General features: G+C 62.5%; 9 protein-coding genes. 6 read left to right on the top strand and 3 right to left on the bottom strand.

What is annotated here, in order from left to right:
• Positions 1-155: 155 nt before the first annotated feature.
• On the top strand, positions 156-1,616 hold the full coding sequence (dacB, locus tag ACTJKS_RS11880; RefSeq protein WP_086794912.1) for a D-alanyl-D-alanine carboxypeptidase/D-alanyl-D-alanine endopeptidase: 1,461 nt from the start codon (positions 156-158) through the stop codon (positions 1,614-1,616).
• A gap of 158 nt (positions 1,617-1,774) precedes the next feature.
• Here dacB and ACTJKS_RS11885 read toward each other — a convergent pair whose 3' ends face one another.
• A complete protein-coding gene (locus ACTJKS_RS11885) occupies positions 1,775-4,162 on the bottom strand; it encodes a sensor domain-containing diguanylate cyclase (RefSeq protein WP_108182164.1) in 2,388 nt (795 codons plus the stop codon).
• A gap of 148 nt (positions 4,163-4,310) precedes the next feature.
• Positions 4,311-6,581 (bottom strand): bifunctional 23S rRNA (guanine(2069)-N(7))-methyltransferase RlmK/23S rRNA (guanine(2445)-N(2))-methyltransferase RlmL, encoded by a 2,271-nt coding sequence (gene rlmKL / locus ACTJKS_RS11890; RefSeq protein WP_108182163.1) that lies wholly within the window; start codon positions 6,579-6,581, stop codon positions 4,311-4,313.
• Positions 6,582-7,114: 533 nt separating this feature from the next.
• Here rlmKL and rmf point away from each other — a divergent pair.
• Entirely contained in the window at positions 7,115-7,330 is a 216-nt protein-coding gene (rmf, locus tag ACTJKS_RS11895) for a ribosome modulation factor (RefSeq protein WP_003223300.1), read from the top strand.
• 300 nt (positions 7,331-7,630) lie between these two features.
• On the opposite strand, the gene ACTJKS_RS11900 is transcribed toward rmf, so the two are convergent.
• Positions 7,631-8,650 carry a quinone-dependent dihydroorotate dehydrogenase gene (locus tag ACTJKS_RS11900; protein ID WP_108182162.1) on the bottom strand — a complete coding sequence of 340 codons (1,020 nt, stop codon included), beginning with the start codon at positions 8,648-8,650 and terminating at the stop codon, positions 7,631-7,633.
• A 222-nt stretch (positions 8,651-8,872) separates the two neighbouring features.
• On the opposite strand from ACTJKS_RS11900, the gene ACTJKS_RS11905 reads away from it, so the two are divergent.
• The 4 genes from ACTJKS_RS11905 to ACTJKS_RS11920 all read left to right on the top strand — a co-directional run bounded on the left by ACTJKS_RS11905 (position 8,873) and on the right by ACTJKS_RS11920 (position 13,867).
• Complete coding sequence (locus ACTJKS_RS11905) at positions 8,873-10,084, top strand: CmpA/NrtA family ABC transporter substrate-binding protein (RefSeq protein ID WP_108182161.1); 1,212 nt, start codon at positions 8,873-8,875, stop codon at positions 10,082-10,084.
• A gap of 15 nt (positions 10,085-10,099) precedes the next feature.
• Positions 10,100-10,675: an ANTAR domain-containing response regulator gene (locus tag ACTJKS_RS11910; RefSeq protein ID WP_086794916.1), complete on the top strand. Its 576-nt coding sequence runs from the start codon at positions 10,100-10,102 to the stop codon at positions 10,673-10,675.
• A 302-nt stretch (positions 10,676-10,977) separates the two neighbouring features.
• A complete protein-coding gene (locus ACTJKS_RS11915) occupies positions 10,978-12,189 on the top strand; it encodes a nitrate/nitrite transporter (RefSeq protein ID WP_108182160.1) in 1,212 nt (403 codons plus the stop codon).
• Between the two features lie 7 nt (positions 12,190-12,196).
• Positions 12,197-13,867 (top strand): bifunctional protein-serine/threonine kinase/phosphatase, encoded by a 1,671-nt coding sequence (locus ACTJKS_RS11920; protein WP_108182159.1) that lies wholly within the window; start codon positions 12,197-12,199, stop codon positions 13,865-13,867.
• The last annotated feature ends 138 nt before the right edge of the window (positions 13,868-14,005 follow it).

Here is a 14,005-nt window from a genome sequence, read left to right on the forward strand (position 1 = left end):
CCGACCGCCTGTAAAAAAAATAACGAAATGGCCGCTCCGGGCAAGGCACAAGCTGTTACACCTTGGGGCATAATGCCGACACTTTCATGACCACTGAGGGCTTTTTCATCCATGCCCTCGTTATTTTTCCCCTCTTCTGCAGGGTTTTATTTCATATGATCAAATCGTTGCGTCCTCTGTTTCTTGCCGGCCTTCTTCTGCCCCTGGCCCTGCCGGTTGCCGCTGCCACTATCAATACCGCCCTCACCCCTAACGTCGAAAAAGCCCTCAAGGCCAGCAAACTGCAGCCGACCGCGCTGTCGCTGGTGATGATCCCGCTCGACGGCCCGGGCAATCCGACCGTGTACAACGCCGACGTCTCGGTCAACCCGGCCTCGACCATGAAACTGGTCACCACCTACGCCTCGCTGGAAATGCTCGGCCCCAACCATCAGTGGAAAACCGAGTTCTACACCGACGGCGACCTGAGTGGCGGCATCCTCAATGGCAACCTGTACCTCAAGGGTGGCGGCGATCCGAAGCTGAACATGGAAAAACTCTGGCTGCTGATGCGCGACCTGCGCGCCAACGGCGTGACCCAGGTCACCGGCGACCTGATCCTCGACCGCAGCTTCTTCATCCAGCCACAACTGCCGGAATTCAACGACGACGGCAACGACGAGAACAAACCGTTCCTGGTCAAACCCGACTCGCTGCTGGTCAACCTCAAGGCCCTGCGCTTCGTCGCGCGCAATGACGGTGGCCGGGTGCTGATCTCGGTGGAACCGCCGATTGCCAGCGTGCGCATCGAAAACACGGTCAAGGCGCTCAACTCCAAGCAATGCACCGGCGGCGTGCGCTACAACCCGGTGACCCAGCCTGACGGCAGCGTGACCGTGACCGTCGCCGGTCAGTTGGGCGATGGCTGCAGCTCGCAGACTTATCTGTCACTGCTCGACCATGCGACCTACACCGCTGGCGCCGTGCGCGCGATCTGGAAAGAACTGGGCGGCAGCATCCAGGGCAAGGATCGCCTCGCCGCGACCCCGAGCAGCGCCAAGCTGCTGGCCCGCGCCTACTCGCCGGATCTGGCGGAAATCATCCGCGACATCAACAAATACAGTAACAACACCATGGCCCAGCAGCTGTTTCTGAGCCTCGGTCAGAAGTACCGCAACGAAGCCGACGGTGACGACGCCAAGGCCGCACAACGCGTAGTCCGCCAGTGGCTGGCGAAGAAAGGCATCACCGCGCCGCACCTGGTGATGGAAAACGGCTCCGGGCTGTCGCGCGCCGAACGCGTCAGCGCCCGCGAGATGGCCAACATGCTGCAAGCGGCCTGGCACAGCCCATACGCTGCCGAGTACATCAGCTCGCTGCCGATTGCCGGCACCGACGGCACCATGCGCAAACGCCTGAAAACCACCGCGATGCGCGGCGAAGCCCACGTCAAGACCGGCACCCTGAACACCGTGCGCGCCATCGCCGGCTTCAGCCGCGACGTCAACGGCAATACCTGGGCGGTGGTGGCGATCCTCAACGACAAAGCCCCGTTCGGCGCGTCGTCGGTGCTGGATCAGGTGCTGCTGGATCTGTACAAGCAGCCACGTTTGCCGCAGACCGCTTCGGCCCTGTAAACCACCGTTGAACCTGTGGACGCAACTCTCTGTGGCGAGGGAGCTTGCTTCCGCTGGGCTGCGCAGCGGCCCCAATGATTTTGTGAGCGCTACGCACTCATGCGGGAGCAAGCTCCCTCGCCACAAAACAGGGTTCCACAGGGGATTGGTGTAACGGCTTAGCTCATCTGCTCCACCCGATCGCGCCCACCCTGCTTCGCCGCATACACCCCGGAATCCGCCCGCAGCAGCAGCGCATCCGCGCCTTCCCCCGGACGCCAGCTGGCGATGCCGAAACTGGCCGTCACCACCCCGACCACGTCCACCGGCGCGCTGCGCAGGCCTTGCCACAATTCCACCGCCAGCATGTACGCGTGCTCGCCGTCGATGTCCGGGCACAGCACCATGAATTCCTCGCCACCGAGACGACAGAACACATCGGTCCGCCGCAAGCGATGGCCGATGCGCTCGCACACCGCCTGCAGCACCCGATCGCCGACGGCATGACCGTACTGGTCATTGATGCGTTTGAAGTGGTCGATGTCGAGCATGATCACCGACAGCTCACCGCCGCCGCGCTCGACCCGGGCCATTTCGGTGGTCAGGCGTTCCTGGAAGTAGCGGCGGTTGTGGATGCCGGTCAGCGAGTCGGTGACCGACAGCGCCCGCAGTTCCTCTTCCACCCGTTTCAAGTCGGAAATGTCCGAGATGTAGCCGTGCCACAGCACGCCGCCGCCCGGCAGTTCCTCCGGCGTCGCCTCGCCGCGCACCCAGCGCAGGCCACGCTCGGGCAACTGCACGCGGTATTCCTCGCGCCATGGGCTGAGGCTGTCCGCCGAAGCGCGGATCGAGCTGCGCACTCGCGAGACGTCCTGCGGATGAATGCGGGTGAAAATCGCCTCGGCATTGAGCAGCAGCACGTCCGGCTCCAGCTCGTAGATCTCGCGGATGCCGTCGCTGGCATAAATCACGCTGAAACGCCCGTCGAACTCCATCTTGAACTGGTAGATGCCGCCGGGCACATGAGCACTGAGTTTTTTCAGCAATACATCGCGCGCCGCCAGTGCTTCGTGCACGCGCTTGCGCTCGGTGATGTCGATGCAGATCGCCAGATGCCCGACCCACAAACCCTGCTCATCCAGTACCGGGGTGGCAAGCATGTTCACCGGCAGATAACTGCCGTCGCTGCGCACCAGCGTCCACTCGCGCGCCTCGTGACCGCCCACTTCACCGCCCTCGACCAACATCGCGTGGCAGGTCGGAATGCTCTTGCCGTAACGCGCACTCAACTCCGCGGAACGCGCGGCCAGCTCTCGCGGCAGATGCAGGTTTTCCAGGGTCATGTGGCCGACCACATCGGTGCTGCTGTAGCCGAGCATCTGTTCCGCGCCGGGGTTGAAGGTGTTGATCACCCCGCGCAGATCCGTGGCAATGATCGCCACCTGGGTCGCGGCATTCAGCACCCCGCGCAACTGACCGTGGGTGCCGCGCAACTCCTGCTCGCGGGCGTGCAGTTCCTGCGTGCGCAGTTCAACCATGCGCAGGGCGCGCTGGCGTTGACTGACCAGCACATACAGCAACGCGCTGAGCAACAGGCTCAGCAGCGCGCCCAGCACCACTAGGCTGCTGATGGAAGAATGGTTGGCCTGTAAAAATGCCTCGCTGGGCTGAATGTCCACTTGATAATCATGGTCGGCCATGCGAACCAGACGTGTCGCGGACAGGTCGCTGGCCCCGGCCTTGTTGGCGGACTCGTAGAGCACTTCATGCTGATCGTCGGTGGACAGGTCGAGAATACGCACCGTGAGGAAATCCTGGGTTTCCTCCGGCAGTCCGTCGGCCAGCAACTGCTGCATGCTGATCACCGCCATCACGTACCCTTGCGCAGAACCTTTCGCCGCGCCCTCCTCGGTGACCGGCGCCAGCAGCAAGACGCCCCGGGCATAGGCCGGATCAATCCCCACCAGATGCAACGGCTGCGACACCGCCATGTGCCCGCTGCGGTCGGCGCGTTCCAGCGTCGCCCGGCGCAACGGTTGCGCCAGCAGGTCATAGCCCAGCGGGGTGGGCAAGCGGCTCTGGCTCTGGGTGTAGATCACCGGAACGTATTCGGGACGATCACCGGCGGTCTGCAACTGGCCGTCAGCATTCAGCTCGCGAAAGGTGAAGGTGCTGAACCCTTCGCTACGCACCGCTTGTTCGATCGCCGAACGCTCGGCATGGCTGACCCGCGGCGCATAGGAATAGGCCTGGGTGCGTAACAGAAGCGGTTTGGCATAGCCGTCGAATTCGCTACGTGAGACCGAATCGGAGTTGGCGAAAAAACGGCGCAGGCCGTCGAGACGCTGTTCCTGATCCTGGAAACGTTCTTCGATGCGGCTGTAACGCTCATTGGCCAGCAGCTGAAAGCGTTGGCGCAGTTGATGGTGAAACTGATTGAGGGTGGCCCAGGCGAGCAGCCCCGTGAGAATCCCGCCGGCGAGCAATACCAGTATCGCGACCAGCCAGGCCGAGACGTCTTCACTGATAAAACCCAGAATCTTTGGGCGCACGGGGTGCAACGACATAGGGGCAACTCACGACGCCATTGTTTCGGGGGGAAAACCCCATTGGCCATGCGTTGAGTTATAGCTATTAGCCATTAATTTGGCTAGCGCTGATCGGATCCAAGAGCCTTTAAAAATCAAGGCTCTGTGGATCCAACCATGGCAAGTGTCAACGCGCCGTGATTTTCCAGGCGCGGTGAATCTTGGTATTGCGGGCGAAATCCGGATCAATGGTCTGCGCGCTGATTTCCTCGACCGCGTAACGCTCGGCGAGGTTCTCCTCCAACTGGAACTTTCGGAAGTTGTTGGAGAAGTACAGCACGCCACCCGGAGCCAGACGTGCCATGGCCAGGTCGATCAACTGCACCTGGTCACGCTGCACGTCAAAGATGCCTTCCATGCGCTTGGAGTTGGAGAAGGTCGGCGGGTCGATGAAGATCAGGTCGTACTCGTCGCGGCTGCTTTCCAGCCACGCCATCACGTCGCCCTGCTCCAGACGGTTCTTGTCGGAGAAGCCGTTCAGCGACAGGTTGCGCCGCGCCCAGTCGAGGTAAGTCTTCGACAGGTCGACGCTGGTGGTGCTGCGCGCACCGCCCTTGGCCGCGTGCACACTGGCGGTCGCGGTGTAGCAGAACAGATTGAGGAAGCGCTTGCCGGCCGCCTCTTTCTGAATGCGCATGCGCATTGGCCGGTGATCGAGAAACAGCCCAGTGTCGAGGTAGTCAGTGAGGTTCACCAGCAGCTTGACGCCGCCTTCGCTGACCTCATTGAACTTGCCCTGCGCCGCCTGACGTTCGTATTGCTTGGTGCCGCTCTGGCGCTCGCGGCGTTTGACCACCACGCGGCTCTTGTCGACGTTCAGCGCCTGGGGGATCGCGGCCAGGGCGTCGAACATGCGTGCCGAGGCCTTTTCCGGATCGATCGACTTCGGCGCGGCGTATTCCTGCACGTGCACCCAGTCGTGATACAGGTCGATGGCCATGGCGTATTCCGGCATGTCGGCATCGTAGACGCGGTAGCAGTCGATGCCTTCGCGCTTGACCCACTTGCTCATCGCCTTGAGGTTTTTCTGCAGGCGGTTGGCAAACATCTGCCCGCCTTCGCTCAGGCGCGGCTGCTCGATCACCGGGGCCGGGGCTGGCGTCGGTTTGATCGGGTTGCCGTTCTTGTTGAACTTGCGCTCTTGCGGCTCGTTCGGGGTTTGATCGTAAGCAGCTTGCTCACGCTCGGCCTGACGCTGTTCCGGGGTCCGCCGCTCGCCGGTGACGAACTGATCCGGCAGCACTTTGATCAACAGCAGTTTGCACGGCAACGCGCCGTTCCAGAACGAATACTGTTTGTGGCTGCGAATGCCCATGCGCTTGCCCAGATCCGGCGCGCCGGTGAACACCGCCGCTTCCCAGTTCAGGCAGGCCTGACGCAGTCGCTCGCCAAGGTTCTGATAGAGGTAAAGCAGGCTGGCTTCGTCGCCCAGACGCTCGCCGTACGGCGGGTTGCAGATCACCAGACCTTTCTGGTTCTGGTCCGGACGCGGCTCGAAGGTCGCGACTTCGCCCTGATAGATCTTGATCCACTCGCTCAGACCGGCACGCTCGACGTTGTTGCGACCCGGTTGAATCAGGCGCGGGTCGGCTTCGTAACCGCGAATCCACAGCGGCGGCTTGGCCAGACCGGCAGCGGCACGCTCGACGGCTTCTTCATGGAGTTTTTTCCACAGCGCCGGGACGTGGCCCAGCCAGGCGGTAAAGCCCCACTGCTCACGGCGCAGGTTCGGCGCCATGTCGGCGGCGATCATCCCGGCTTCGACGAGGAACGTACCGACACCGCACATCGGGTCAGCCAGCGCGCCGCCTTCGGCCGCAATGCGCGGCCAGCCGGAACGGATCAGGATCGCTGCCGCGAGGTTTTCCTTCAACGGCGCCGCGCCCTGCTGCAGGCGGTAGCCGCGCTGGTGCAGGCTGTGACCGGACAGGTCGAGGGACAGAATCGCTTCGCCGCGATCCAGGCGCAGGTGAATGCGCAGATCCGGGTTGAGCTTGTCGATTGACGGACGGTCGCCTTGCGGGGTACGCAGTTTGTCGACGATGGCGTCTTTGACTTTCAGCGCGCCGAAGTGGGTGTTGTCGATGCCCGAGCCGTGGCCGCTGAATTCCACGGCCAGGGTGCCGTCGGCGAGCATGTGATCCTGCCACTCGACGTCAAGCACGCCGTGGTACAGGTCTTCAGCGTCTTTCATCGGGAAACGCTTGAGCACCAGCAGCACCCGGTTGGCCAGACGCGACCACAGGCACAGGCGATAAGCGGTTTCCATGGTCGCCATGCCACGCACGGCAGAGGTGTGCTCGCGGGCCTCTTCAAGGCCAAGCCCGACGGCTTCCTCGATGAGCAGGCCTTCAAGGCCTTTGGGGCAAGTGAGGAAGAGTTCGAAACGATCGGACATGGTATTTCCAGAGCCTTTGGCTAGTGAACCGGCAACGCATTGCCGATCCGGTTTTCAATCAGGCGCTTTTCCACAAGAACGCCCGCGTGGCACGAAGGTGTGCCGTTCCATCCCCGCTGCTCGGGTTAAAAGAGCTTAGATGCCGGGACAGATAAAAAAGTTGATGAAACAAAAAGTCTTAAAGCGACCCTTCGTCGCATATTACCCAAGCGCAAACGTGGGTCATTCTCACTAAAGGATTAACCCCATCATCCAGCGCGGGGCCGATCATACCGGGGTTTGCTGCAGAAACCTTCATGAAACCCGTCGTTACTTATGGCTGTAGCACTACTTTCGTTACGTCCTTATGACAAAACGATCATTCCCTCGCTGTGACTCATTGGTTAGAACTGACCACAGGTTGACGTCGCAACGGCGTCAACACCTTGGCTCGCCACGCCGGCAGCGAGCCGCCCAACGGCAGAGTTTTTTCTGCCAGACCTCGATTGAGGTCAACGCGACGAAAACAGTCAACAAGTGAGGGGAAACACCCTATGAGAAGACTTAAGCGTGATCCGTTGGAAAGAGCATTTTTGCGCGGATATCAATATGGCGTTGGTGGCAAATCCCGCGAGCTTTGCCCATTTACTCTACCGTCGGTACGCCAAGCCTGGATCAACGGCTGGCGAGAAGGACGCGGCGACAACTGGGACGGTATGACCGGCACTGCGGGGATCCACAGACTCAACGAACTTCACGCCGTCGGCTGACACAGGGCACTTATTGCAACACGACAATCTGAATTTCTAGCGACTTACCATGCACGTCCTTCCCGGACGGCGGGCTACGGCCCAGGGGCTCCTTCGAGGAGCCCTTTTTTATGCTTGCCCCGGACGATACAGATCCCTGTGGCGAGGGGATTCATCCCCGATGGGCTGCAAAGCGGCCCCGAATCCATCCACCCGAGTGAGCCAGGCGAACGGCGGATGCAAATTTTACGACTGCTGCGCAGTCGATCGGGGATAAATCCCCTCGCCACAAAAGCCCCTCATCACGAGTCCTCAACAGCCTCAGCGCAGCGCGGCAATCGCGTCGACCGATTCACGAATCAAGGCCGGGCCTTTGTAGATGAAGCCCGAGTAAATCTGCACCAGACTCGCACCCGCCATGATTTTCTCGGCCGCATGCTTGCCTTCAGTGATGCCACCCGCCGCAATGATCGGCAACCGACCACCCAGTTCCTCAGCCAACACCTTCACGGTATGCGTGCTCTTGTCGCGCACCGGGGCGCCGGACAAACCGCCCGCCTCGTCACCGTGCTCCATGCCTTCGACGCCGACGCGACTCAGGGTGGTGTTGGTGGCGATCACCGCGTCCATCCCGGTTTCGATCAGCGCCTGAGCCACCTGCGCCGTTTCTTCGTCGGTCATGTCCGGAGCGATCTTGATCGCCAGCGGTACATGTTTGCCGTGACGCAGGGCCAGTTCGGCACGGCGCGTGGCCAGATCCGCCAGCAACTGCTTGAGCGAATCACCGAACTGCAGGCTGCGCAGGCCCGGGGTGTTGGGCGAACTGACGTTGACCGTGACATAGCTGGCGTGGGCATACACCTTGTCCAGGCAAATCAGGTAGTCATCTACCGCGCGCTCGACCGGAGTGTCGAAGTTTTTGCCGATGTTGATCCCCAGCACGCCCTTGTATTTGGCCGCCGCGACCCGCGCCAGCAGGTTATCCACACCGAGGTTGTTGAAGCCCATGCGATTGATGATCGCCTCGGCCTCCGGCAGGCGGAAGATCCGTGGTTTCGGGTTGCCCGGCTGCGGACGCGGGGTCACGGTGCCGATTTCGACAAAGCCGAAACCCAGTTGCGAGAAACCGTCGATGGCCGCGCCGTTCTTGTCCAGACCCGCCGCCAGACCCACCGGATTCGGGAAGTCCAGGCCCATGACCGTCACCGGCAGGTTCGCCGGCTTCTTGCACAGCATGCCGTTGAGGCCCAAACGCCCACCCGCGCCGATCAGATCCAGCGACAGATCGTGGGAGGTTTCCGGGGAAAGTTTGAACAACAGCTGACGGGCCAGGGTGTACATGGGCGGCGATGACTCGGGCGGCGAAAAGAGGCGGCGATTATAGCCGGGCATCGCCCCCCGGCGCGAGGCGCACAGGCAAATCAGCCTGACTGGCATATGCCTTGCACTTTCAGGGTTATCAGCCCCCAGGCCAATGACGGCGTGCGGGCACGGACAATGGCGTCGTTCGCAGGTTTTGCCTGAGCAAAACCTGGGACGGCGTTTTTTTGAGGGTGGCTTTATATGAGTGATTCGTCCGTCGGGCCACTGGCCTGGGTCAACGGCAGTGATGCCCCGGAAAAAAGCGTGATCAATCTCGGTTTCATGGCCTTGAGCGACTGCGCCTCGGTGGTCGTGGCCGCCACGCAAGGCTTTGCCCAGCCCTACGGCCTGACAATCAACCTCAAGCGTCAGGCGTCCTGGGCGACGTTGCGCGACAAACTGGTCAGCGGTGAACTGGATGTCGCCCACAGCCTGTACGGGCTGATTTACGCGGTGCATCTGGGCATCGGCGGCGTGGCGCCGAGTGACATGGCGGTGCTGATGGGGCTGAACCAGAATGGCCAGAGCCTCAACCTGTCCCACGGCTTGCAGCAACTGGGCGTGACCAGTCCTGAAGCGCTGGATCGGCACGCGCACCAAACCCGCGCAAAACTGACCTTCGCCCAGACTTTTCCCACCGGTACCCACGCGATGTGGCTGTATTACTGGCTGGCGAGTCAGGGCATTCATCCGTTGCAGGACGTCGACAGCGTGGTGGTGCCGCCGCCGCAAATGGTCGCGCACCTGCAAGCCGGGCGCATCGATGGTTTCTGCGTCGGTGAGCCGTGGGCGGCAGCCGCCGTGCAGCAGGATCTGGGGTTCACCCTGGCGACCAGCCAGAGCATCTGGCCCGATCATCCGGAGAAAGTCCTCGGCTGCACCCGCGCGTTCGTCGAACAATACCCCAACAGCGCCCGGGCGCTGGTAATGGCGATTCTCGAGGCCAGCCGCTTCATTGAACAAAGCGCGGAAAACCGCCGCAGCACCGCGCAGTTGCTGAGCGCCCCGGAATATCTCGACGCCCCGCTGTCCTGCATCGAACCGCGTTTTCTCGGGGATTACGCCGATGGCCTCGGCAACCGCTGGCAGGACCCGCACGCCTTGCGTTTTCACGGCAACGGCGAGGTAAATTTGCCGTATCTGTCCGACGGCATGTGGTTCATGACCCAATTCCGTCGCTGGGGCCTGTTGCGCGAGGATCCCGACTACCTCGCGGTGGCCCGCCAGGTTCAGCAACTGGACATCTACCGCGAAGCCGCCACCGCCGTCGGTGTCGCCGCGTGGGGCAAAGAGATGCGCAGCAGCCAGTTGCTCGATGGCAAAGTCTGGGACGGCAGTGATCCGGCCGCTTACGCCCGCAGTTTCAAGCTGCACGCCCTGAGCGACGCCGCTCCTCTGCTCGCCCGCCGCTGACAGGAGACCGCCAATATGCTGCGCATTCTGCTGATCAACGACACCGCGAAAAAAGTCGGGCGCCTGAAAGCCGCGCTGATCGAGGCGGGTTTCGAGGTCATCGATGAGTCCGGCCTGATCATCGACCTGCCGGCCCGCGTCGAAACGGTGCGCCCGGACGTGATCCTGATCGATACCGAGTCACCGGGCCGCGATGTGATGGAGCAAGTGGTGCTGGTCAGCCGTGACCAGCCCCGACCGATCGTGATGTTCACCGACGAACACGACCCGGGGGTGATGCGTCAGGCGATCAAGTCCGGGGTCAGCGCCTACATCGTCGAAGGCATCCACGCCCAGCGCCTGCAGCCGATTCTCGATGTGGCCATGGCCCGCTTCGAAAGCGATCAGGCCTTGCGCGCGCAACTGCTGGCCCGCGACCAGCAACTGGCCGAGCGCAAACGCATCGAGCTGGCCAAAGGGCTGCTGATGAAGATGAAGGACTGCAACGAAGAAGAGGCCTACACCCTGATGCGCCGCCAGGCCATGAGCCGCCAGCAGAAACTGATTCAGGTGGCGGAGCAAATCATTGCCATGAGTGAGTTGCTCGGCTGATTGAAGAGCAAAAGATCGCAGCCTTCGGCAGCTCCTACAAAGGCACGCAATTTCCTGTAGGAGCTGCCGAAGGCTGCGATCTTTTGATCCTTGGCACAAATCTGGCTAAGCATTCAGCACAGGTAACCAACGGCGGTTGCCCCACCCACGACAAAGACGTCGCTCACCCCGCTCGCCCCATCGGCGAACCAGGTAGCGGCGTTTTTGCGTTTTGGCCCCACAGCCCGGGGCCGGTGGTGCGGCCGTGGCGGCGCGCCACCTGCTGTGACTCCTTTCGAGACTCTTTTCAGCTGAGGTGCGCGATGAATTCAAGCTTCTGGAAATCCGGCCACACCCCGACCCTGTTCGCAGCGTTCCTGTATTTCGACCTGAGCTTCATGGTCTGGTACCTGCTCGGCCCGTTGGCGGTGCAGATCGCCGCCGACCTGCACCTGAGCACCCAACAACGCGGGCTGGTGGTGGCGACGCCGATACTCGCCGGTGCGGTGCTGCGATTTGTGATGGGCATGCTGGCTGATCGTCTGTCGCCGAAGACCGCCGGGCTGATCGGCCAGGTGATCGTGATCTGCGCGCTGTTCGGTGCGTGGAAACTCGGTATCCACAGTTATGAACAGGCGCTGCTGCTGGGGCTATTCCTCGGCATGGCCGGTGCCTCGTTTGCTGTGGCCCTGCCGCTGGCCTCGCAATGGTATCCACCACAACATCAAGGCAAGGCGATGGGCATCGCTGGCGCCGGTAACTCCGGCACCGTGTTCGCCGCGCTGATCGCCCCGGTGCTGGCCGCGTCGTTCGGCTGGAGCAACGTGTTCGGTTTTGCCCTGATTCCGTTGATCCTGACGCTGGTGCTGTTCGCCTGGCTGGCGAAAAACGCGCCGCAGCGGCCCAGGGCCAAAGCCATGGCCGACTACTTCAAGGCCCTCGGCGACCGCGACAGTTGGTGGTTCATGTTTTTCTACAGCGTGACCTTCGGCGGCTTCATCGGCCTGGCCAGCGCCCTGCCCGGCTACTTTAACGATCAGTACGGTCTGAGCCCGGTAACCGCTGGTTACTACACCGCTGCCTGTGTGTTCGGTGGCAGCCTGATGCGCCCGCTGGGTGGTGCGCTGGCGGATCGCTTCGGCGGCATCCGCACCTTGCTGGCGATGTACACCGTGGCGGCGATCTGCATCGCCGCCGTCGGTTTCAACCTGCCCAGCTCCTACGCCGCACTGGCGCTGTTCGTCTGCACCATGCTCGGGCTCGGCGCCGGCAATGGCGCGGTGTTCCAGTTGGTGCCGCAACGCTTCCGTCTGGAGATCGGCGTGATGACCGGGCTGATCGGCATGGCCGGCGGCATCGGCGGTTTTGCCTTGGCGGCCGGCATGGGCGCGATCAAGCAAAGCACCGGCAGCTATCAACTGGCGCTGTGGTTGTTCGCCAGCCTCGGCGTGCTGGCGTGGTTCGGCCTGCACGGGGTCAAACGTCGCTGGAGAACCACCTGGGGTTCGGCGGCGGTCACTGCTGCACGCGTGTGAGGCGGCAATGCCCCTGCAACTGAGCTTTGCCCAGGCCAGCGCCACCGGACCGCGCGCGGAAAACCAGGACGCCCTGCGCCTGGTGACACCCGCCCCGGCGCTGGCCGCGAGCAAAGGCTATCTGGTCGCCATTGCCGACGGCGTAAGCCAATGCGCCGACGGCGGCCTGGCTGCACGCTCGACCCTGCAGGCACTGGCGCTGGATTACTACGCCACACCGCAAACCTGGAGCGTGCCGCAGGCGCTGGATCGCCTGCTGCTCGCGCAAAATCGCTGGTTACAGGCCAATGGCGGCGGGCAACCGTTGCTGACCACGGTCAGCGCGCTGGTTCTGCGCGGTCGGCGTTTCACCCTGGCCCACGTCGGCGATTGCCGGGTCTATCGCTGGCAGGCCGACGCTTTGCAGCGGATTTCGCAGGATCATGTCTGGGAGCAGCCGGGCATGCAGCACGTGCTCAAACGCGCGCTGGGGCTGGATCAGCATCTGGTGCTGGATTTTCTCGACGGTGAATTACGCGAGGGCGAATGTTTCGTGCTGCTCAGCGATGGCGTGTGGTCGACCTTGGGCGATACCGCAATCGCGGCGATCCTGCGCGATCAACCGGATCTCGACCGTGCCGCACACACGCTGGTCAATGCCGCGCATCTGGCCGGCAGCCAGGACAACGCCAGTGCGTTGCTGGTGCGGGTCGATGTGCTGGGCGAGGCGAGCATTGGCGACGCGCTGATCCATTTGCAGCAATGGCCACTGCCGCCAGCGTTGAAAACCGCGCAGATGTTCGAAGGCTGGCAGGTGCAGAACGTTGTCGCTCAGAGCCAGCAATCGCTGCTGTATCGAGTGCTGGACGGGCAAGGTCGGAGCTGGTTGTTGAAAACCCTGCCGCCACGGCTGGCCGATGATCCACAGGCCGGGCAGGCCTTGTTGTCGGAAGAATGGTTCCTCAGGCGTGTCGCCGGGCGGCATTTTCCTGAAGTCCACAGCGGCACCCAGCGTCAGCATTTGTACTATGTGATGCGCGAATATTCCGGGATGACCCTGGCGCGGCTGTTTCAACACAGCAGCCCGTTACCGTTGGCACAGTGGCAGGACATTGCCGAGCGTCTGCTGCGGGCGGTGGGCCTGCTGCATCGGCGGCAGATTCTGCACCGCGACATCAAACCGGAGAATCTGCACCTGGGCGACGATGGCGAGTTGCGCCTGCTGGATTTCGGTCTGGCGTATTGCCCCGGCCTGTCCGAAGACGCACCGTCAACGCTGCCGGGAACCCCGAGTTATATCGCCCCGGAAGCGTTTCGCGGTGAGCCACCGAGTGCGCAACAGGATCTGTACGCGGTGGGCGTGACCTTGTACTTCCTGCTCACGGGGCATTTTCCCTATGGCGAAATCGAAGCCTTTCAACGGCCGCGCTTCGGCGTGCCGGTGAGTGCCGGTCGCTACCGCCCGGACGTGCCGGAATGGCTTGCGCAGAGTCTGGAGCGAGGCGTGGCTGCCGATCCGCAACAGCGCTTTGAAACGGCTGAAGAATGGTTGCTGGTGCTGGAACAGGGTGAGCGACGCAGTTTGAGTGTGCGGCCCAGACCTTTATTGGAGCGCGAGCCGTTGAAGGTCTGGCGGACGGTGGCGTTGTTGGCGCTGTTGGGAAATCTGGTGCTGCTGGTGGTGGTGTTTCACCGCTGATACCGCGTCGCGCCCTTCGCGAGCAGGNACGACACCGATCCACTGTGGGAGCGAGCCTGCTCGCGAAGAGGCCACTCCAATCACAGCAATTCTGTCTGCCTGAATGCCCCGCGAACGAGCAACCCGCGTCGATTCGGT

Origin of the sequence: Pseudomonas sp. 22189, assembly GCF_052045635.1 — a bacterium.
GTDB classification, from domain to species: Bacteria; Pseudomonadota; Gammaproteobacteria; order Pseudomonadales; family Pseudomonadaceae; genus Aquipseudomonas; species Aquipseudomonas parakoreensis.

Excerpts from the sequence above, each read along its gene's own strand:
- ACTJKS_RS11920 (WP_108182159.1), top strand. The coding sequence starts at position 12,197 with ATGCCCCTGCAACTGAGCTTTGCCCAGGCCAGCGCCACCGGACCGCGC.
- rmf (WP_003223300.1), top strand. The coding sequence starts at position 7,115 with ATGAGAAGACTTAAGCGTGATCCGTTGGAAAGAGCATTTTTGCGCGGA.
- dacB (WP_086794912.1), top strand. The coding sequence starts at position 156 with ATGATCAAATCGTTGCGTCCTCTGTTTCTTGCCGGCCTTCTTCTGCCC.
- rlmKL (WP_108182163.1), bottom strand. The coding sequence starts at position 6,581 with ATGTCCGATCGTTTCGAACTCTTCCTCACTTGCCCCAAAGGCCTTGAA.
- ACTJKS_RS11910 (WP_086794916.1), top strand. The coding sequence starts at position 10,100 with ATGCTGCGCATTCTGCTGATCAACGACACCGCGAAAAAAGTCGGGCGC.
- ACTJKS_RS11885 (WP_108182164.1), bottom strand. The coding sequence starts at position 4,162 with ATGTCGTTGCACCCCGTGCGCCCAAAGATTCTGGGTTTTATCAGTGAA.
- ACTJKS_RS11900 (WP_108182162.1), bottom strand. The coding sequence starts at position 8,650 with ATGTACACCCTGGCCCGTCAGCTGTTGTTCAAACTTTCCCCGGAAACC.
- ACTJKS_RS11915 (WP_108182160.1), top strand. The coding sequence starts at position 10,978 with ATGAATTCAAGCTTCTGGAAATCCGGCCACACCCCGACCCTGTTCGCA.
- ACTJKS_RS11905 (WP_108182161.1), top strand. The coding sequence starts at position 8,873 with ATGAGTGATTCGTCCGTCGGGCCACTGGCCTGGGTCAACGGCAGTGAT.